At 46.7% G+C, this 19944-nt stretch carries 16 protein-coding genes; 3 read left to right on the top strand and 13 right to left on the bottom strand.

The window, feature by feature from the left end:
* Positions 1-233: 233 nt before the first annotated feature.
* Positions 234-1667, top strand: coding sequence for a membrane-bound lytic murein transglycosylase MltF (mltF, locus tag JFT56_RS13470; protein WP_198780575.1), 1434 nt, complete (start codon positions 234-236; stop codon positions 1665-1667).
* Between the two features lie 427 nt (positions 1668-2094).
* Here mltF and tadA read toward each other — a convergent pair whose 3' ends face one another.
* From tadA to guaB, 6 genes are all read right to left on the bottom strand, one after another.
* A complete protein-coding gene (tadA, locus tag JFT56_RS13475; RefSeq protein ID WP_233095608.1) occupies positions 2095-2577 on the bottom strand; it encodes a tRNA adenosine(34) deaminase TadA in 483 nt (160 codons plus the stop codon).
* A gap of 512 nt (positions 2578-3089) precedes the next feature.
* Entirely contained in the window at positions 3090-4139 is a 1050-nt protein-coding gene (locus JFT56_RS13480; protein WP_198780577.1) for an RES family NAD+ phosphorylase, read from the bottom strand.
* 7 nt (positions 4140-4146) lie between these two features.
* Positions 4147-5082, bottom strand: coding sequence for a sce7725 family protein (locus JFT56_RS13485; RefSeq protein ID WP_198780578.1), 936 nt, complete (start codon positions 5080-5082; stop codon positions 4147-4149).
* Positions 5083-5089: 7 nt separating this feature from the next.
* Positions 5090-5980: a sce7726 family protein gene (locus JFT56_RS13490; protein WP_198780579.1), complete on the bottom strand. Its 891-nt coding sequence runs from the start codon at positions 5978-5980 to the stop codon at positions 5090-5092.
* 728 nt (positions 5981-6708) lie between these two features.
* Positions 6709-8286: a glutamine-hydrolyzing GMP synthase gene (guaA, locus tag JFT56_RS13495; RefSeq protein WP_198780580.1), complete on the bottom strand. Its 1578-nt coding sequence runs from the start codon at positions 8284-8286 to the stop codon at positions 6709-6711.
* A gap of 116 nt (positions 8287-8402) precedes the next feature.
* Positions 8403-9869 (bottom strand): IMP dehydrogenase, encoded by a 1467-nt coding sequence (gene guaB / locus JFT56_RS13500; protein ID WP_198780581.1) that lies wholly within the window; start codon positions 9867-9869, stop codon positions 8403-8405.
* Between the two features lie 121 nt (positions 9870-9990).
* Here guaB and xseA point away from each other — a divergent pair, with 121 nt between their 5' ends.
* On the top strand, positions 9991-11328 hold the full coding sequence (gene xseA / locus JFT56_RS13505) for an exodeoxyribonuclease VII large subunit (protein WP_198780582.1): 1338 nt from the start codon (positions 9991-9993) through the stop codon (positions 11326-11328).
* 199 nt (positions 11329-11527) lie between these two features.
* Positions 11528-11968 carry a globin domain-containing protein gene (locus JFT56_RS13510; RefSeq protein ID WP_198780583.1) on the top strand — a complete coding sequence of 147 codons (441 nt, stop codon included), beginning with the start codon at positions 11528-11530 and terminating at the stop codon, positions 11966-11968.
* A 93-nt stretch (positions 11969-12061) separates the two neighbouring features.
* Here JFT56_RS13510 and der read toward each other — a convergent pair whose 3' ends face one another.
* The 7 genes from der to pilW form a co-directional block, all read right to left on the bottom strand.
* The gene (gene der, locus JFT56_RS13515; RefSeq protein ID WP_198780584.1) at positions 12062-13525 is read right to left on the bottom strand and encodes a ribosome biogenesis GTPase Der; all 1464 of its coding nucleotides are present in this window, start codon (positions 13523-13525) and stop codon (positions 12062-12064) included.
* Between the two features lie 78 nt (positions 13526-13603).
* The gene (bamB, locus tag JFT56_RS13520; RefSeq protein WP_198780585.1) at positions 13604-14791 is read right to left on the bottom strand and encodes an outer membrane protein assembly factor BamB; all 1188 of its coding nucleotides are present in this window, start codon (positions 14789-14791) and stop codon (positions 13604-13606) included.
* An 11-nt stretch (positions 14792-14802) separates the two neighbouring features.
* The gene (locus JFT56_RS13525) at positions 14803-15423 is read right to left on the bottom strand and encodes a tetratricopeptide repeat protein (RefSeq protein WP_198780586.1); all 621 of its coding nucleotides are present in this window, start codon (positions 15421-15423) and stop codon (positions 14803-14805) included.
* A gap of 24 nt (positions 15424-15447) precedes the next feature.
* Positions 15448-16728 (bottom strand): histidine--tRNA ligase, encoded by a 1281-nt coding sequence (gene hisS / locus JFT56_RS13530; RefSeq protein WP_198780587.1) that lies wholly within the window; start codon positions 16726-16728, stop codon positions 15448-15450.
* A 142-nt stretch (positions 16729-16870) separates the two neighbouring features.
* Positions 16871-17986 (bottom strand): flavodoxin-dependent (E)-4-hydroxy-3-methylbut-2-enyl-diphosphate synthase, encoded by a 1116-nt coding sequence (ispG, locus tag JFT56_RS13535; RefSeq protein ID WP_198780588.1) that lies wholly within the window; start codon positions 17984-17986, stop codon positions 16871-16873.
* A 48-nt stretch (positions 17987-18034) separates the two neighbouring features.
* Positions 18035-19135: a RodZ domain-containing protein gene (locus tag JFT56_RS13540; RefSeq protein ID WP_198780589.1), complete on the bottom strand. Its 1101-nt coding sequence runs from the start codon at positions 19133-19135 to the stop codon at positions 18035-18037.
* On the bottom strand, positions 19132-19920 hold the full coding sequence (gene pilW / locus JFT56_RS13545; RefSeq protein ID WP_198780590.1) for a type IV pilus biogenesis/stability protein PilW: 789 nt from the start codon (positions 19918-19920) through the stop codon (positions 19132-19134). Before pilW ends, JFT56_RS13540 begins: the two co-directional genes overlap by 4 nt.
* Positions 19921-19944 lie beyond the last annotated feature (24 nt).

Consider the following 19944-nt stretch of genomic DNA (forward strand, 5'->3'; position numbering starts at 1 on the left):
GCGCTATTATAGGGAAATGTCCGTCACAAATCACCTGTGACCTTACGCAAAACAGTGTTTCCTGTGATATAAAAAGCGCTGTTTTGTCGGGTCTCTTCTTTTCCCCTAGTGCGATTTTTTTACGCTATTCCAGACAAACGGATATAATCACAGCAACGTCAGCCATTTTATCTTTGATACCCCACTGACCTCTCATCATTTATCAGATTGATTTTATTTAAAAAATGTATTTAATGACACGATTTCTGTTCGCTATCATCTTTGGTTTCTTACTGACAGCCTGTCAGCAAGTTACCGTGGACGAAACAGAATTCGCCCCCAAAAAGCTCACCGAATTGCGTGTTGGGACCCTTTACGGACCGCAAATTTATATGACCTCGGGCCAGGGAAATAGCGGTTTCGATTATGATATGGCGGTGCTTTTTGCCGAATACCTCAATGTACCCTTAAAAATGCTGCCCTTTACCAACCGCGCAGAACTGTATGAAGCCCTTAAAAACAATGAAATTGACATCATTGCCGCCGGGATGACGGAAACGCCCGCCCGCCGGGAACAATTTCGCTTCGGCCCGCCCTTATATAGGGTCAATCAAGTATTGGTTTACCGTGAAGGTATGCCAACACCCAAAAATATCAGTGAATTAAAAGGTAAAATCACTGTTATTGCTGACTCGGCATTTGTGGAAACCTTAACTCAATTGCAGAAACACAATCCATCACTCGTCTGGGATCAAGTAGTAGATAAAGACAGCGAAGAATTGCTGGCGATGATCGCCAATAAAGAAATTGACTACACCATAGCCGACTCCAGTAGCGTACAGATCAACCGCCGCTATTTACCCGATTTACGCTCTGGCCTAGTGTTAGAAGATAAACTCGATGTGGTCTGGCTATTACCGCCCACCCACAGTGATGAACTTATGAGTCAATTGCTGGCATTTTGGCACCAAGAAAAACTCGCTGGCACACTCGATCATTTAAACGAAAAATACTTTGGCCACGTTAAACGCTTCGATTATGTCGATACCCGCGCCTTTCTGCGCGCCATCGAGACAGTACTGCCCCGCTATCGTCAACTCTTTGAGGCCCACGCGGGTGATTTAGACTGGCGTAAACTGGCGGCCACCAGCTATCAGGAGTCCCATTGGAACCCTAATGCCCGTTCTCCCACGGGAGTGCGTGGCATGATGATGCTCACCGAACCCACAGCGAAAGAGATAGGTATTACAAACCGTTTGGATGCAAAAGAAAGTATCCGCGGCGGCGCCGCTTATCTAAGGGATATGATTAACCGTTTGCCCGAATCCATCCCCGAAAGTCAGCGTATGTGGTTTGCCCTCGCCTCCTATAATATTGGCTATGCCCATGTCGAGGACGCGCGCAAACTGGCTGAGTCTATGGAGCTAAACCCCAATGCCTGGCGAGATGTGAAGAAGGTTCTGCCACTGCTGCAAAAACGTAAACACTACCAAAAGACCCGCTACGGCTACGCCAGAGGCAGTGAAGCGGTCCATTACGTTGACAGTATTCGCCGTTATTACGACACCTTAGTCTGGGTGGATAATCAATCGAAACCCCAAAATCCACAGGAAGAGCCTAACGACCTCACCGCAGAAGAGTCCCTCAGCTTACCTCAAGGCTCATTGAGTCCAGAGCAACCTAAGTAAGCGTGAACGCTGAAAAACTTGCGCTAGCGCCCAAGGCTCACTTTCTCTGTATACTTTTGGCCCATTTTCATCTTAGATTAAGCGAAAGGGCGTTAAAGTGCGTTTACACGATTAAGCGATTAACATGCTGGTTTATAAAGCAGATACGCCCAAGGGGATTGCCGCCCCCAAGCGCAACTGTTACTGTCATAGGGTCAATCATGTCACGGCAGTAAGCGGTGTCAGGCTGGTACTTAAAACAATCACAATATTGAGTAACACAGATAAAAATAATCAAAAACGGGGTCAATATGAGAAAAAAAACCATCCATAATAATGCGTCGCGCCGCCGCACCTTACTCAAGGTCCGTCATCGCCGGGTGTTAAATCGTCAAAAACTGTTCTTTACCTTTATCCAGACCCAGGATTAATACGCCTGTCTTAACCTCTACGACTCCGATCCCTGCTGCGCTATTTGAGCTTGCTTTAAGGCTTTTTTCTCTTCTCTGCGACGTTTAAAAAAACGGCTCAATTGGGCGCTACAGGCCTCGGCTAGCACACCCGATGTCACTTCCACTCGATGATTAAATGCTGGATGTTGCAGTAAATTCACGACCGTACCCGCTGCACCGGTTTTTTCATCGCGGGCGCCAAATACCACTCGAGCAATTCGACTATGCACCATAGCCCCTGCACACATAGCGCAAGGCTCGAGGGTGACATATAAGGTCGCATCCAAAAGACGATAGTTTTCGACCAAACGCCCCGCTTCCCGCAGACATAAAATTTCCGCATGGGCGCTAGGATCGTGTTGGCTAATGGATAAATTGTAACCCGTCGCAATCTGCTGGCCGTCTTTGACCAATACCGCACCCACAGGCACTTCGCCCTCGGCCTCGGCTTTCTCAGCCATCAGCATCGCGACCTGCATCCAATGTTCGTCTACTTGAGCTTGTTCAAAATCCGTTTGATTGAGACAAGTTTGCTCGCCAGTTAGCACATCACCACTAACTTCATCACAACCAAGCTCATCACAGCTAAGCCTATTCGCATTCAACGTGTTTGGGTTCAGTTTTATCTGCTCCACTTAAGGATTCTCTTTAATCAACAATTGAGGCAATTATACCCATAACCAATAAAAAAGGCGCACTCGGCGCCTTTCGTTAATGCATCATGTCATCAAGACAGAGAATTATTCCCACTCGAATATCAACGAGAGGGAAATCCACCTATAGAACAATTAGTTATAAATATGTTCATTCTCGATACCATCATCTATACCATACGCAGAATTTTTTTGCTGCTCGTTGACATTTTAGTTCTTTTTTGGCCCTGATTCTGCCATATCACGGCGAAGCTCTTGCTTCTCTTCACAATTTAAAGCAACAACACTAGTCATTTTCGATATGTAATTCATTTCTAAATTTTTGCTCAAAGAACCAATCACCGCTTCTCATAATCGACATGCATTTGTAAGGCTGCAACCTGAACCGAAACCCGATCTACGTTATATATGGAGACTTGACCACCAACGGCCTGTTCGGGATTGAACAAGGCAAGATTAATCCCTTCACTAACAGAACTGCGATAAACAACTCCATCAAAGCCTTTTTTCTTAATAAACTCACATAAATATTGACTAGGTATGTAGTCTATTGCAGCACCTGAAGGCTGAACAGGCCTTGTTAACTCTTCACCTAAACGCTCTAGAAAGGGTAAATCAGCCCGCAATTGTGCGATTTGTCTAGCGTCCTCCAAAATGAAAGGAGAAACAAGTTCACGAGGGTTGCGCAAATCTACAGCCTTAATGTCTGGAATTTCAAAACTAGCCACACAAGCGACTTCCCCAGTATGCGGCCTAACTTCCGCAACAGCTGTCTCAGGTAATGAACCTAAATAGAGGTAAGGAATACCAACCGGGTTTGCTCGTCCATTTGAAGAGCGTCTTTTAGGTGGGGCCCCCATCTTATCTATTTGAAAAGCTTCATCCTCAGTTTTAATTCGAGCACGATACCACTGCAAAGGCAGCCCTTTAGCAATTAGCATCTCTAATAGCTCTTTGAGGCGCTCTTCGTCGATAGTTACATCTAGAAACCATCGATTCGAGTACATCATTTCATCTCGCAATTTATCCCACAGTGCTAGACCATCACTATTATAACTACTTGAAGGTTGAAACGGACGACGGACAACTTCACCATCATTAAGAATTTCACTAAGTAGATCTTTTGCATGAGCGTTGTCCATACGCTCATGGCTAAATATCAACCAATCATCTTTCATCCACTCAACTAATGTTTTTCCATCAGGATCGGGTTCATAGACATTAACTAGAAGTTCAAAATAATCCGCTAAATCAGCAGGCTCGACTAGCGCTGTATTAACTGTTCCGCAAAAGTCGCAATCCCCTAGCTTCGGTCCAAGAGTCGGAAATATTTCATCACGTAGAACACGATCGCCAAAACACTCTGGGCAGCAGTAACGCTTAGCCATAGCGACCTCACTTCAAATAATCTACAAGCGTTTCGATATGGTGCTTCATCGAAAGCTTTTTCACATAACCTAAACCGGGAAAGTGCCGTTTTGTATAAAGTTCTTTAAACTCTTTGATAGCATTAGTTTCAAGAAGCCCAGAGTTTCCGCTTTCAAGCTTCCTGATTAATTTTCCAAGAGCTTGACCAAACTTCCCTGCTGGGTCCGTAGGAGTATCCTTTGTATCTGATACGAAATGATAAATGTACATCACATCGTCCTTGTTACGATCTATGAAAGTCAGGTGTATAGCTACTGCATAAGCTGGCCCGCCACCTTCGGTATATGCATCCCCAACCATCAAGAAGTCTCCAAACCCTTCCATCCCTAACTCAGGATAAGTCGCATGGAGTTCTGAAAACATTTCGACTTCAGGGTAATCTGCATTGCGCTGACGGTTGAATCCATCACGAATCAAAATACGCTTACTCGAGCCAAAATGTTTTCGGTATAATAATTTTGAATAATCATCTATAAAGATATTTGTTAGCTCCGGCATATAGCCTTCAAGCTTAATCGCCAAATCCTTTGGCTCAGTAAAACCGGCATGAACTAAGACTCTATTATGGGATGCATGCTGTTCGAAGCAAGACATAGCGTCATCTACCGACATACTATTACGCAGAAGGATTCCTGCAGATATATTTTCCGAACCAGAAAACTCTCCCTCAAGAAAGCAGCTGATATTAGCGCCATCATCTTGATGATCACCATAGTTAGGATTAACTATAACTACTGCTTTACCACCTGCTTCACTAATCGCTTCTAATGCTCTTTTGAGACCATTTAATGACTCACGAACAGGCTCAATGACTGGTATAAAGTTATTGTCTGCCAAAAGCTGAGCCATTTCACGAATCGTTATTAGCTCAAATTGCTTTCCACGAAAATATGGGTAGTACATATGTCGATTAACTCCATGTCATTGCCGCATGTAGTGGAGTTTCCGTAGCATCGATCAGTCTCGTTTGATCAGAGTGACGTACAGACACTGATAACGCAGCTGTTTGTAAGGATTTTGGCAAACGATCAACAAAATCTCTAAGAGAAGCAAGAGCTCGTGTCCGTTTTAACGTTTTAACCATTTCAAAGTGCAAAGTAGCCGGATCAATTTCAGAAAACAATTCACGCAATGCCGCATGCCTTTCAATATTAGGCACCACGGGAACGACTATCCCTAAGTTCTCAAGAATTTCGACGCATTCAGAGATGCGCAAGGAGTCAAATACAGTACTAGGACAGATTCTCTCAGGACAATTTAGTGCCTCACGTATAGTTTTGATCTGATAACGATTAGTTAGGCACATAATTCCAACATCTTCCGATACGGCTTTAAGAATACCATCGATGTGCTCTTCACTAGATATCACATTAACTTTGGCAAACACTCGTTTGTAGTTCTCGACTTGATGTTCAAGCCGAGTAAGAGAATCTCGCTCAGACTTTATCTCATAAACAGTTGCAGTACCGTTTAAAATCACTAGGTCCGCCTTACAACTACCTGCTCGAAACTCGCTTAGCATTGAAGCAGTGCGAAGTGAATGAGTTCCCAGAAGCACTTTTTGACTGACAGCTGCTCGATATATGTATTCATCACGGTGACCAGCAACTTTAAGTATATTAAATGCAAAATCGAACGCTTCACCCACTGTTGAGTTGGGCGCCAACTGGTCAACTATTCCAGCCTCCTTTAGCAACCGAGTAAACAAAGCTGACTGCCCCTTCTTTGCCATCTCTCTAAAGACGGTAGCTGAAAATAGCATAGTTAGAGTAGGAAGTTTTTTTAAATCATTGATTTTCATTTAAACACCAGAAAAACCGCCATGCTTTAGGAGCATTATTTAAAAGACCGTCTGTCTTCTTTAGCTTTGGACAAAGGTCCTCTTCAACCTGCTAAATCATATAAAACTTACTGATATACTAGCATTCACGTCTAGGTTTGGCGATCAAAAAGGTCCTCCTTTTCAACCAACTACTAACTTTAAATTTAGCACTATCGACGGACATATTTCTAACAATCTCGGGGACTGAACTTATGGCAACACCTTCCAAGAGAGCAAAAACCAAACTGGCAGTATGTGGAAATTCGGGCCAATGCACTATCACCGACCCTTGTCTCTCTAACGACTTGCGTCCACCAAACGACCAGCGTCTGATTTTGTCGATTGTTTGACACGTCATGCCCGTGTAAACACGCTCGGCCATCCTGTTTTGTAATACCTCAATTTTGTCGGCAATCACTTTTATCTTTAGGCCATACCCGGTGCTGTGTAACCACAGCCCCAAAAAATAGAAGACAAGCATCACAATGAACCTCACCGCCAAGAAACCAAATATTTCCGTAAGGCTTTGGGTCCATACTCAGCAATCCTTATCTAGTTAGGCCGTGCGGCCTTTTTTAACAAAACCAGCAACCTCTCTATTTCCTTTCTGATGACGTTCTCAATGAAAAAACTATAAAAATGCCAGTCAGTATTACTGACTGGCATTTTTATTTTATCAAGGGCTGGTTAATTATTGATAAACCCGCCTATTCCCACTCGATCGTCGCTGGTGGCTTGCCAGAGATATCGTAAACCACACGGGAAATGCCATCGACTTCGTTGATGATGCGGTTTGATACGCGACCTAAGAAATCATAGGGTAAATGTGCCCAGTGTGCGGTCATAAAGTCGATGGTTTCGACGGCGCGCAGTGATACCACCCAATCGTATTTACGGCCATCACCCATCACGCCGACAGAGCGCACGGGTAAGAACACGGTAAAGGCTTGGCTAACTTTGTTGTACAGGTCGGCTTTATGCAACTCTTCGATGAAGATAGCATCGGCGCGGCGCAGTAAATCGCAGTATTCCTTCTTCACTTCACCTAAAACGCGCACACCTAAGCCTGGGCCTGGGAACGGGTGGCGGTAAAGCATGTTGTACGGCAGACCTAACTCTAAACCGATTTTACGGACTTCATCTTTAAAGAGTTCGCGCAGTGGCTCAACTAAACCGAGCGCCATATCGTCTGGCAAACCGCCAACGTTATGGTGCGACTTGATCACATGGGCTTTGCCTGTGGCGCTGCCAGCGGATTCAATCACATCGGGATAAATCGTGCCTTGGGCTAGCCACTTAGCATTAACGCACTTCTTCGACTCTTCATCGAAAATCTCAACGAAGACACGGCCGATGATTTTACGTTTTGCTTCAGGATCGGCAACGCCCTTCATCGCATCGAGGAAGCGGTTTTCCGCATCGACATGGATAATGTTCAGGCCGAAATGATCACCGAACATGTCCATTACTTGCTCGGCTTCGTTCAAACGTAATAAACCGTTATCCACAAACACGCAGGTCAGTTTTTTGCCGATAGCACGGTGCAGCAACATGGCCACAACCGATGAATCGACACCACCAGATAGCCCTAAAATCACTTCATCATCGCCGATTTGCTTTTTCAGGCGCTCAATCGCATCTTCGATGATAGAAGAGGGTTTCCAGTTAGCGGCGCAGCCACAGATATCTAAGGCAAAATGCGATAACATCCGCATGCCTTGACGCGTGTGGGTCACTTCAGGGTGGAATTGTACGCCATAGAAACGTTTTCCTTCGTGGGCCATGGCTGCAAAGGGGCAAGTATCGGTTTTAGCCACTGCCACAAATCCTTCAGGGATCGCAGACACTTTATCACCGTGGCTCATCCACACATCAAGCAGCGGTTTACCTTCACTATTGACGGCGTCTTCAATATCTTTGAATAACGCAGATTTTGTCAGCATTTCAATTTGAGCGTAACCGAATTCACCTTCGCCCACACCTTGGATCACTTTACCGCCAAGCTGCTCAGACATGGTTTGCATGCCGTAACAGATACCTAACACGGGCACGCCTGCGTTAAAGACATATTCAGGTGCACGGGGAGAATTTTCAGCCGTCACACTTTCAGGGCCGCCCGCTAGGATAATACCATTAGGGGCAAACTCACGGATTTGGGCTTCGGTCACATCCCACGCCCATAATTCACAGTAAACGCCAATTTCACGGATACGACGGGCAATCAGTTGAGTGTACTGGGATCCAAAATCGAGGATCAGTATCTTGTGCTCATGAATATCGCTCATGGATAACCTTTTCTCATCTATTGTTTAACTTGGCTCAAAATCGATATGGTCAATCTTGAGGGCATTACACAGATTACTAACGGGGCGGCTTATCGCCGCCCCATTATGTCAAACGCTTAAGAACCTGAACGGTAGTTAGGTGCTTCTTTAGTGATAGTTACATCGTGCACATGGGACTCGCCCATACCCGCAGAAGTCACTTTCACAAATTGCGCTTTTTCATTCAGTTCAAGGATAGTGGCACAGCCAGTTAAGCCCATGCATGAACGCAGACCGCCCATATGTTGGTGGATAATTTCCTTGAGCTTACCTTTGTAGGGTACACGGCCTTCGATGCCTTCTGGCACAAGCTTGTCGGCAGCATTGTCAGATTGGAAATAACGGTCGGAAGAGCCTTGAGACATAGCCCCTAAGGAGCCCATACCGCGGTAAGATTTATAAGCACGGCCTTGGTACAGTTCAGTTTCACCAGGCGCTTCATCGGTACCAGCGAACATTGAACCCGCCATGATGCAAGATGCGCCCGCGGCTAAGGCTTTAGCTAAATCACCAGAGAAACGCACGCCACCGTCAGCAATAACAGGAATACCTAAGCCTTTTACGGCTGCGGCAGCATCTGAAACCGCAGTAATTTGTGGCACACCCACACCGGTAACAATACGAGTCGTACAAATAGAACCAGGGCCAATACCGACTTTAACGGCGTTAACGCCCGCTTCAACTAAGGCTAAGGCGCCCTCTGCCGTGGCAACGTTACCACCGACAATTTGTAAATCTGGGTATTTGGCACGGGTTTCACGGATACGCTGCAGCACGCCTTCGGAATGGCCATGGGAAGAATCGATCAGCAGTACGTCAACACCGGCCTTAACCAGCGCATCAACACGCTCTTCGTTGCCCGCACCTGCACCTACGGCGGCGCCTACACGTAAACGGCCTAACTCATCCTTACAGGCGTTAGGTTTACGCTCGGCTTTCTCGAAGTCTTTTACAGTGATTAAGCCTTTCAGCTTGAAGTTATCATCGACAACTAACACTTTTTCGATACGGTTAGAGTGCATTAATTTTTGCACTTCATCTAACTTAGTGCCTTCGGCAACTGTGACTAAACGCGACTTAGGCGTCATCACTTCCTCTACCGTTTTGCTCCAGTCGGTCACAAAGCGCACATCACGGCCGGTGATAATACCGACAAGCTCGTTCGCTTCGTTAACCACGGGGTAACCGGCAAAACCGTTTTTCAGGGTTAACACTTTCAGATCGGCCAGTGTCGTTGAGGGAGTCACAGTCACAGGTTGTTGAACCACGCCCGCTTCGTAAATTTTTACTTTACGCACTTCTTCGGCTTGCTTCTCAATACTCATGTTTTTGTGAATAAAACCTAAGCCACCTTCCTGCGCCATCGCGATTGCAAGGCGAGCTTCAGTGACCGTATCCATGGCGGCGGACACAAGCGGAATGTTGAGTTCGATTGTATTGGTGAGGCGAGTTTTAAGAACGGCGGTATTTGGGAGTACAGTAGAATGCGCAGGAACAAGTAACACATCGTCAAAAGTAAGCGCTTCTTTAATTAAACGTAGCATTAGCAACATCTCCCCAGTTGAGTAGGATTTAGAGGTGAAATATTGCGGCGGGATTATACCTTGCATATGGGGCGCGGTAAATGGAAAATAGTGAAAAATTCCCATTTGCGCGAGAAAAACCATGCAAGTCGCCAAAAATAATGTTTATACCGTCTCACGCCTCAATGGGGAGGTCAGGCAAATTCTCGAGGGACAACTCGGCAAAATCTGGCTCAATGGCGAAATTTCTAATTTTTCATCCCCAAGCTCAGGCCATTGGTATTTAACCCTAAAAGATCATTATTCCCAGATCCGCTGTGCCATGTTTAAGGGCCGTAACCAGAGTGTCAGCTTTAAGCCCATCAATGGCCAGCAAGTGCTAGTCAAAGGCGCGATCAGCGTTTATGAGCCGAGGGGAGACTATCAATTATTAATTGAATCCATGTTACCCGCCGGTGATGGTCTACTTGCCCAGCAATTTGACGCCCTTAAGATGAAGCTTGCCGCCGAGGGATTATTTGCCGCCGACACCAAAAGGCCGCTGCCCAAAAATATTCAACGCATTGGCGTTATCACGTCACCAACCGGGGCCGCTATCCGCGACGTGTTGCATGTGCTGGCTAGGCGAGACCCTTCCATCGAAGTCATTATTTATCCCACTCAAGTGCAAGGTGAATCCGCAGACAGAAACATTTGCCAAGCGATTAATATTGCTAACCAGCGGTTAGAAGTCGATGTGTTACTGCTCACCCGTGGCGGCGGTTCACTTGAGGATTTATGGTGTTTTAACAGCGAGGCCCTCGCCCATACGATATACAACAGCGCCCTGCCCATCGTCAGCGCCGTCGGCCACGAAGTCGACACCACCATCAGCGACTATGTTGCCGATGTGCGCGCCCCAACACCATCCGCAGGTGCCGAACTACTCTCACAGGACAGTGAGAATAAAGCCCAAAGACTAGCGACCGTATTAGCGCGCCTACAGCAAAGTGCACGACATTATCAGCTCAAACAAGAAAGACGTTTAACTGTGTTAGATCACAGGCTACAGCGCTTAGACCCCAAACGTACACTGCAACAATTCGAGCAAAGATTCGATGAAATGCAATTAAGGCTAGAGTCGGCGCTCTCTAGTCGGCTGCACCTTTGCAGTCGTCGCCAACAATTACTGATAAGCCGCCTTGAGCAGCAATCCCCTCGGCATAAACTCGCCCTAGAGGCAACTCGCTTAAACTACCTCGCCAGTCGTCTGCAGGATGCATTAGCAGGTAAGTTAAGCCAGAGTGAACAACGGATAAAATATGCCGCCCATCAACTTGAGACGGTCAGCCCTCTGGCCACATTAAGTCGCGGCTACAGTATCACTACCGATGCCAGCGGAACCGTTGTGACATCGTCAGCCCAAGTGCGGATCGGTGACACTATCACCACCCAACTGCCCCATGAACGGCTAGTGTCGACCATTACACAAATTCCATAAAATAGCCCTAACGCTAATGGCACCTATAACCAAGGGCCTCAGACACATGCTTCTCTAAAGACAAGAAAGCATCACCTGCAGTCCGTGAAATCCGGCCTGCAGATAAAAACGTTAATTTTTTGATATTTATTAACTTTTAAGATAAACAAGCACTGCATTAAAATTGACTATAATACAGTTTACTCATCAGCATACATGGATGGATAAGCTTAATATGGGGCTAACTGAAATCGAAAAAGAGGCAATAACCTCATCATTCACCTTGATAAATCATCAAGAACAACAATTTGCAAGCTTCTTTTATGATTGCCTATTTGACTTAGCGCCGCTGATCAAACCTATGTTTAAGCGCGATCGCAAACTGATAGAAGAACATTTCTATATGATCTTTTGTGCCGCCGTCGACAATATTCATCACCTCGATACTATCAGGTCGACCCTGCTCGAATTAGGCTCTCGGCATCGAAACTATGGCGTCAAGGTTTCACACTTTCCCATTGTCAAATCAGCCCTAATCTTAGCCATTCAGCATGAGTTAAAGGGTCAATCTAATACCGACATAGAAAACGCATGGTCAAACTACTATGATGAACTCGCCGCGATTATTCTCGAAGGTATGCTGGCGGATAAGATAGCCTGATACTCAGTCACTTGCCCCAAGCGCCAAGCAATCGCATAAAAACAAAAAGGAACCGCAAGGTTCCTTTTTTCATCAGAGCATTTTAGGACTCGATTATTTTTTTCTATCTTTAATATGGTTCAGTGCGCGTTTACGGCGACGCTCTTGGCTCATAGTCAATTTCTCAGTCTTGTTTTCAAATGGGTTATCCCCCTCTTGGAAACGCAGCTGGATTGGCGTGCCGACCACTTTCAAAGAACGGCGGAAGTAATTCATCATGTAACGCTTGTACGAGTCAGGCAGTCTACTCACTTGGTTACCGTGGATCACCACGATTGGCGGATTGTAACCACCGGCGTGGGCGTACTTAAGCTTAACCCGGCGACCGTTAACCAATGGTGGCTGATGATCGTCCTGGGACATTTGCATGATACGGGTCAACATAGAAGTACTGACGCGGCGCGTCGCACTATCATAGGCTTCTTCAATCGATTCAAATAAATGACCAACACCTGTACCGTGCAGCGCCGAAATAAAGTGAATACGAGCAAAGTCGATAAAGCCTAAACGGCGATCGAGTTCACTCTTAACGCGATCTTTAATCCCTTGATCGATTCCGTCCCACTTGTTGACGGCAATGACTAGGGCGCGGCCCGCATTAAGGGCAAAACCTAATAGACCTAAATCTTGCTCAGCAACGCCTTCACGGGCATCGATGATAAGTAGCACCACGTTGGCATCTTCAACCGCTTTTAGCGTCTTGATGACTGAGAATTTCTCAATGACTTGATGTACTTTACTGCGACGACGAACACCCGCGGTATCGATAATCACGTATTCGCGACCTTCACGCTCCATCGGAATGTAAATACTGTCGCGGGTGGTGCCGGGTTCGTCATACACTACGACGCGCTCTTCACCTAAAATACGGTTAGTTAAGGTTGACTTACCGACGTTAGGTTTACCGATAATCGCCAACTTGATAGGCAAATCCTGTAGACGCTTTTGCTCAGCTTCGGCTTCTTCTTCGGTGTATTGGCGCTCATCGACGACTTCTTCTTCGCCCTGACGCTCAATGCCCATCGCTTCGGCATAGGGAGTCAGCGCATATTCGATCATGTTAGTCACGCCGCGTCCTTGTGACGCCGCCATCTGGTAAACTTCACCTAGACCTAAAGACCAAAACTCGGCGCAGGCTGAATCGGCATCAATACCGTCAACTTTGTTCGCAACCACGAAGGTGGTTTTTTCACGGCTACGCAGGTGCTGGGCAATCGACAAGTCCGCTGCGGTTAAACCGGCACGCGCATCAGTCATAAATAAAACGACATCGGCTTCTTCAATGGCGGCAAGGGATTGCTCAGCCATTTTCGTCTCGATCCCCTCTTCAGTGCCATCGATACCGCCGGTATCGACCACAATGAACTCATAGCCGGATAAGAATGCTCGACCATATTTACGGTCACGTGTTAGGCCAGGAAAGTCAGCAACCAGCGCATCACGCGTGCGCGTAAGGCGATTAAATAGGGTGGATTTACCGACGTTCGGCCGACCAACAAGGGCCACTACAGGGATCATATTTTGCCTCTAAAAAACTTTTCAATAAAAAGCCCCCGGAACACACTTCCAGGGGCTCTACAAGGATAACACTTTTAACTAGGGAAGTGTTACAACAGCTAACTTTCCACTGCGACCTTGAACATAGATTTTATCGTCAACCACTAATGGCTGGCCGTATAATCCAGAGCTGTCCACTTGGACACGTCCCACAATCGACCCTGTACTGCGATCGACAAAGTGTAAATAACCTTCAAAATCACCCACAACTAAATAGTCTTTATATACCGCAGGTGACGTCAGAGTGCGGTTAGCTAACTCAGAGTTACTCCACAGTTCTAAACCGTTACGTTTATCAACTGAGTAGATACGACTGTGGTCGTCAACTAAAAACAAGCTTAAGCCAGAGGTCGCTAACTCGTTAAAGCTAGAATACTTACGTGTCCACACGACCCGGCCCGTGCGCAGTTCCATCGACACTAAGTTACCGTTATAGCTCACTGCATATAAATTCTCGCCTAGGATCAGCGGTGTCATATCCACGTCAGCCATACGTGTAAACTCATTGCCGCCAGTGGGGTTATAAATCGCCTGCTCCCACGCCGCTTGACCATTGTTTTTAATCACAACGGCCACTTTGCCATCGGCGGTGCCGATAAAGAAACCACCCGCTTCGTAGGCTGCAGAACCTGTACCACGCAGGGTCAGATTCGGCAATTGCATTTCATACACCCACAACTTGGCGCCTGTATCGACGTTAAAGGCTTCGAGTGAGCCAGTACTGGTACTCACCACCACTACATCATCGGCCACAGTGGGGGCAGACAGTAATTCACCGCCGGCAACCACATGCCATAACACTTGACCATCTTCGGCATTGAGCGCTGCTAATAGCCCGCTTTCACCACCCACAAAGACTTTATTACGCGCCGCGGTGACACCAGCAGCAAGACGTGCGCCTTTGTTTTTGGCTAAAGCATTATCACGAAACTCTTCACTGAAATCTTTAGTCCAAACACGCTCGCCTGTGGCTTCATCAAACGCCATCACGGAACCGTATCGGTCGGCAGCAAAAATTTTACCGTAACGCACGGCGGGAACAAGGCGCGAGTAGTAATCGCCAACACCGTCACCGACAGAGGTGCTCCAACTCACTTCAGGGAACACAGTCGCCTGAATGGCTGTTAACTCACTCACAGGTTCGTCTTCAACATCGCTCGACGAACAAGCGGATAACATGGCTAGACTGAGTCCAGCGGCTAGCAGGTTTTTGCACCAAGACTTCATCAAGGGATCCCTTATGCCTGATTTAGGTTATCAAGTTTGATTTTAAGCGCAGGGCTAGTGACCACTCCGCCATTATCAACTGCTGCTTGATAAGCCGTTTTCGCTTTATCAGCTTCACCTTTACGCACGAAGAAATCGCCTTTTAATTCTTCACGTTGAGCTAAAAATGCTTTGTCAGTCACTTGTTCTAAGGTGGCTAAAGCTGTGTCCATTTGACCTTGCTCGGCTTGTACTCGCGCTAAACGTAAGGTCGCAATCATGTCTAAACCCGCACCAGGTTTAGCGGCGATGACTTTTTTAAGTGCTTCTTCGGCCTTCGCATAATCCTTAGCTTCTACCGCGGTTTTTGCCACGATCAAATCTAACAGGGCCAGATAACCCTTTTGATCATGGTTTTTAGAAAACTCGGCCACACCCGCCAGCATAGCGGCTTCGTCGCTTGATTTAGTGGTCAAGGTTTGGAAAGCCTGCGATGCTTCTTCCGCCTGCGCGACTTTCATGTCGGAGTAATAATTCCAACTGTATAGGCCGCCTAAACCAACGACAGCACCAATTAAAATTGACGTTCCATAGTCTTTCCAAAATTGCTTGATAGCATCTACTTGTTGTTCTTCTGTGCTATAAATTTCCACGCGCACGTCCCCTTATATGATCTGTCACTTAATTGCCAGTTCAGCTAAAAATGCACTTAATGCACTTCGCGCTACCCGTTGTTGTTCGATGTTATTGCGTAAATGTTTAACCGTTACCATACCTTCAGCCAATTCTTCTTCGCCGATCAGTAAGGCCACTTGAGCACCGCTTTTATCGGCGCGCTTCATTTGTTTTTTCACGTTGCCGCCACCGCAGTGGCTCATCACCTTAAGCGTGGGTAATGCGGAACGTAATTCCTGCGCGACCTTGATGGCTTCAACCAGACAGCTATCACCCATAGCCGTGACATACACATCCACCTCAGGCGGAATATCTTTGTTCAGTTCTAAGGTTTCAAGCAGCAGTATAATGCGCTCTAAGCCCATGGCAAAACCGACTGCAGGAGTATCTTTGCCGCCTAATTGGGCGACTAAACCATCGTAGCGACCACCCGCAAGTACAGTGCCTTGTGAGCCTAAACTAGATGTAACCCATTCAAATACAGTGCGATTATAGTAATCTAACCCACGGACTAGGCGCGGATTAATGGTGTATTTGATACCTATAGCATCAAGTAGTTCACGCAATTGTGAAAAATGTGCCTTCGATTCTTCACCGAGAAAATCCATTAACTCAGGGGCATTGGCCAATATAGCTTGAACATTTTGATCTTTTGAATCCAAAACCCGCAGCGGATTGCTGTACATGCGACGCTTGCTGTCTTCATCGAGGGCGTCTTTATGCTGCTCTAAAAACGCAATCAGGGCATCACGGTAAACAGCGCGCTCGGCGGGATCACCTAAGGTATTTAACTCTAATGAGACATGCTCGCTAATGCCAAGCTTTTCCCACAGGCGGGCAGATAGCATCAAGACTTCAGCATCGATATCGGCCGTGCCTATGCCATAGACTTCGACACCAAACTGGTTAAATTGGCGATAGCGGCCTTTTTGTGGGCGCTCATGGCGGAACATAGGGCCCATATACCAAAGACGTTGTTCTTGGTTATACAGCAGACCATTTTCGTTACCCGCACGCACTGTCGATGCCGTACCTTCTGGGCGCAGCGTTAAGCTGTCACCGTTGTTATCTTCGAAGGTATACATTTCTTTTTCAACGATATCAGTAACTTCACCGATAGAGCGTTTGAAAAGTTCGGTGTTTTCCACTATCGGAGTGCGAATTTCGCTGTAACCGTAAGCACTGACGCTTGAACGCAGTACCGCTTCCACTTTTTGCCATAGAGGACTTTGAGTTGGCAGAATGTCGTTCATTCCGCGAATCGCTTGGATCTGTTTTGCCACTGTGTCGACTCGTCCGATTTCGCTAAATTAATAAAAAATGTCAGGCATTATAGGCTTTTCAATACTAAACGTAAAATGACCCCGTCGGTTTCGGGGTCTAGCTCAAGCCTTAGCGGTAATAACTAAGCTTAACGTCTGGATTTTACTCGGTTGTATCTTTCACTTGGATGCGGTTTGCCATCTGGCTCGCCTTAGCGCGAATTTTCGCCTCGAGGGAATCGACTAAATTGTCGTTATCGAAACGTTCTTTTTGACGCTCGCCTTCATCGTAGTAGCCACTCTTATTGTGTCCACCGGTCAAACCAATATGCGACACTAAAGCCTCGCCAGGGCCATTCACTACGCAGCCGATAATAGACACATCCATCGCTGTGGTCACATCTTCTAAGCGGCGCTCTAATTCATTCACTGTACTAATGACATCAAACTCTTGGCGTGAACAGGATGGGCAGGCGATAAAATTAATCCCACGGCTACGAATGCGCAGCGACTTTAAAATATCAAAACCAACTTTGATTTCTTCAACGGGATCGGCGGCAAGGGAAATACGTAGGGTGTCACCTATGCCTTCGGCCAATAACATGCCTAAACCGACGGCCGACTTCACAGAACCTGCGCGAGCACCACCCGCCTCAGTAATACCTAAATGCAGCGGCTGGCGGATTTGTTTGGCCAATAAACGATAGGATTCAACCGCCAAGAACACATCTGACGCCTTAACACTGACCTTAAATTGGTCGAAGTTCATGCGATCTAAAATATCCACGTGGCGCATCGCCGATTCGAGCAGGGCCTCGGGGGTCGGCTCCTTGTATTTATCCATTAAATCTTTTTCTAATGAACCGCCATTGACGCCAATACGGATCGGGATATTTTTATCCCGGGCGCACTCAACCACACTGCGAATGCGTTCTTCATTACCAATGTTGCCTGGATTAATACGCAGACAATCAACACCGTATTCGGCCACTTTTAAGGCGATACGATAGTCAAAATGGATGTCGGCGACTAAGGGCACGTTCACTGATTGTTTAATGATTTTAAAGGCTTCTGCGGCATCCATAGTCGGTACTGACACGCGTACTATGTCGGCACCCACTTTCTCTAAGGCGCGAATTTGGGCAACGGTTGCCTCTACATCGGTCGTCTTAGTATTAGTCATAGACTGAACGGCAATCGGCGCCCCATCACCAATCGGCACATTCCCCACATAAATGCGGGTTGAAGGACGTCTTTTTATGGGAGTTTCATTATACATGCTAAATACACTCTATTTCGGTACGTTCTGCAGATGATTACGCGGTCGTTAGGCTTTAGGCAAGGTCAAACGCGCGACACGGCCTTTGGGGAAGTCCGCTAAGCTAACCATTTGACCATCTAAGCTTAAGGTCGCCACATGGGGCGCGCCTAAAATAATCTTAAACGGTGGTACACCGCTCACTTGCACTGCAACGCCAGCGCCTTTAACACCATCGACTAAGGCTTTGCCTTTTGCATCGACAATATTTATCCAGCAATCACCGGTTAGCTGAATATCAATAATCGATTGTCCCGCAGCGATAACCGGACTGTTTACTGCGGTGGCCGTTGGTGTGGAAGCAACGGATGTTGAAGAAGTTGGTGTTGAAGCTGCAGGTGTTAGCGCGGGCTGTTGAACCACAGGGGCGGCAGTTTGCGGCACTGTGGTGGCAGTGATAGCAGTGCCACCATCCTCATTGCTTGTATCCGCTGTTGCAGGATAAGTATTATCCGTAGGTCCAGTGCTCACATCGATAGCGTTTGCGTCGATAGTGCTGGCATCGGTATCTTTAACCGGACCGTCGATTGACATAGAGCCGTTAGCGGCTATTTCAGTCAATTGCTGACTCGCATCGGTTTCGGTCAGCAGCACATCCCCAGGTAGGGTTTGATTGGCTGCAGCCACTTCCTCTACGGTCGGTTGCGACACATCAACATGGGTTAACAAGGTCGATTTTTGCATCCACCACACCACGAGCAATCCAAGCAACACGATAACAATAAAAAAGCTCAGCCACTTTAATTTAGTGTCACGAGCTTGATAGGTCGTCTTGCGTGAAAAACTCTGCATGGCAGGCTCAGTCACTGAAGGGACTTGCCTTGCAAGACAGGCCTCGATGAGCTGGATATCAACACCCACCATTCGCGCATAGTTTTTGACATAGCCACGAACATAAGTGGAAGAAGCAATATTGATGAAATTGTTAGCTTCAATATCTTCCACAATACGGGGACGTAGATGTAGTTTCACCGCAGTGTCGGCGATACTTAGCCCCATTTTTTCACGGGCGGCTTTTAATACACTTCCAAGCGTTACATCAGGCGCCGTCGACTCGATTTCACTAGATTCAACGGGGGCAACTGGCGCATTTATGTCTTGATCTTTCATTGATGCAAATTAACTCTGTATTGCTTGGCCTGAGGTGATGCTGGAAATTTGGCAAGCAATAAAATACCAAATTTCTTAACCGCAGCATCATCATTCATCGCCTGCTCTATTTTTATTCCGAGCGCTAAACTCTCTGGAGTCTGGGCTGCCACTTGGTGATATTGCGCGAGTTGATTACGCGCCTTAATAAAATCACCCTGTTCAACTTCAAGCTGAGTCAACTCCATCAATGACACCGAGCGTCTCGGGTCATACTTTAACGCCATCTGAAAATACTGTCGTGCCTTTTCTGCTTTTCCCGCTTGCCGGCTACAAAGACCTAAGTTTTCATAACTCGATGCGGTTCGCGTATATTTGGGCATTTCTATTGCGGCCAAAAACATTTTTTCAGCTTTTTCGTATTGCTTTTGTTGACACAAAAACACCCCAAAGTTATTCATGGAATCACCGGAGACATCCTTAGAACTGATCGCGTCTTGGTACGACTGTTCAGTGCGAACGAGATCTCCTACGGTTTGGTAGTAATAGGCCATCGCGATATGGACATCTTCCAGCTCTGGCGCATATTCTATTGCTTTATCAAGATTATATTTAGCTTGTTCCGAGTTACCTCGATTCAAATAGGTTAAGCCGAGCTGCATACGTTCCCGAGCGGCGGCAACACTATCTAATTTCCGCTCCGAAACTGGAATATCTGTTCCTGAATAGGTGCGCTCAGTCACACACCCCGTCATCAACAATGACAGCGCAAGTGCTAATGAAAACCCTGACAATCCATGCTTCATGGGCAAGCCTATAAATCTGTGCAA

Source organism: Shewanella putrefaciens (assembly GCF_016406305.1).
In the GTDB taxonomy this organism is placed as follows: domain Bacteria; phylum Pseudomonadota; class Gammaproteobacteria; order Enterobacterales; family Shewanellaceae; genus Shewanella; species Shewanella putrefaciens_C.

Bases quoted from the DNA above. Each gene is read 5' to 3' on its own strand.
- der (WP_198780584.1), bottom strand. From the start codon at position 13,525: ATGATCCCTGTAGTGGCCCTTGTTGGTCGGCCGAACGTCGGTAAATCC.
- JFT56_RS13485 (WP_198780578.1), bottom strand. From the start codon at position 5,082: ATGTACTACCCATATTTTCGTGGAAAGCAATTTGAGCTAATAACGATT.
- tadA (WP_233095608.1), bottom strand. From the start codon at position 2,577: ATGCAGGTCGCGATGCTGATGGCTGAGAAAGCCGAGGCCGAGGGCGAA.
- ispG (WP_198780588.1), bottom strand. From the start codon at position 17,986: ATGTATAATGAAACTCCCATAAAAAGACGTCCTTCAACCCGCATTTAT.
- xseA (WP_198780582.1), top strand. From the start codon at position 9,991: ATGCAAGTCGCCAAAAATAATGTTTATACCGTCTCACGCCTCAATGGG.
- guaB (WP_198780581.1), bottom strand. From the start codon at position 9,869: ATGCTACGTTTAATTAAAGAAGCGCTTACTTTTGACGATGTGTTACTT.
- guaA (WP_198780580.1), bottom strand. From the start codon at position 8,286: ATGAGCGATATTCATGAGCACAAGATACTGATCCTCGATTTTGGATCC.
- mltF (WP_198780575.1), top strand. From the start codon at position 234: ATGACACGATTTCTGTTCGCTATCATCTTTGGTTTCTTACTGACAGCC.
- JFT56_RS13510 (WP_198780583.1), top strand. From the start codon at position 11,528: ATGGATAAGCTTAATATGGGGCTAACTGAAATCGAAAAAGAGGCAATA.
- JFT56_RS13490 (WP_198780579.1), bottom strand. From the start codon at position 5,980: ATGAAAATCAATGATTTAAAAAAACTTCCTACTCTAACTATGCTATTT.
- JFT56_RS13480 (WP_198780577.1), bottom strand. From the start codon at position 4,139: ATGGCTAAGCGTTACTGCTGCCCAGAGTGTTTTGGCGATCGTGTTCTA.
- pilW (WP_198780590.1), bottom strand. From the start codon at position 19,920: ATGAAGCATGGATTGTCAGGGTTTTCATTAGCACTTGCGCTGTCATTG.
- JFT56_RS13540 (WP_198780589.1), bottom strand. From the start codon at position 19,135: ATGAAAGATCAAGACATAAATGCGCCAGTTGCCCCCGTTGAATCTAGT.
- bamB (WP_198780585.1), bottom strand. From the start codon at position 14,791: ATGAAGTCTTGGTGCAAAAACCTGCTAGCCGCTGGACTCAGTCTAGCC.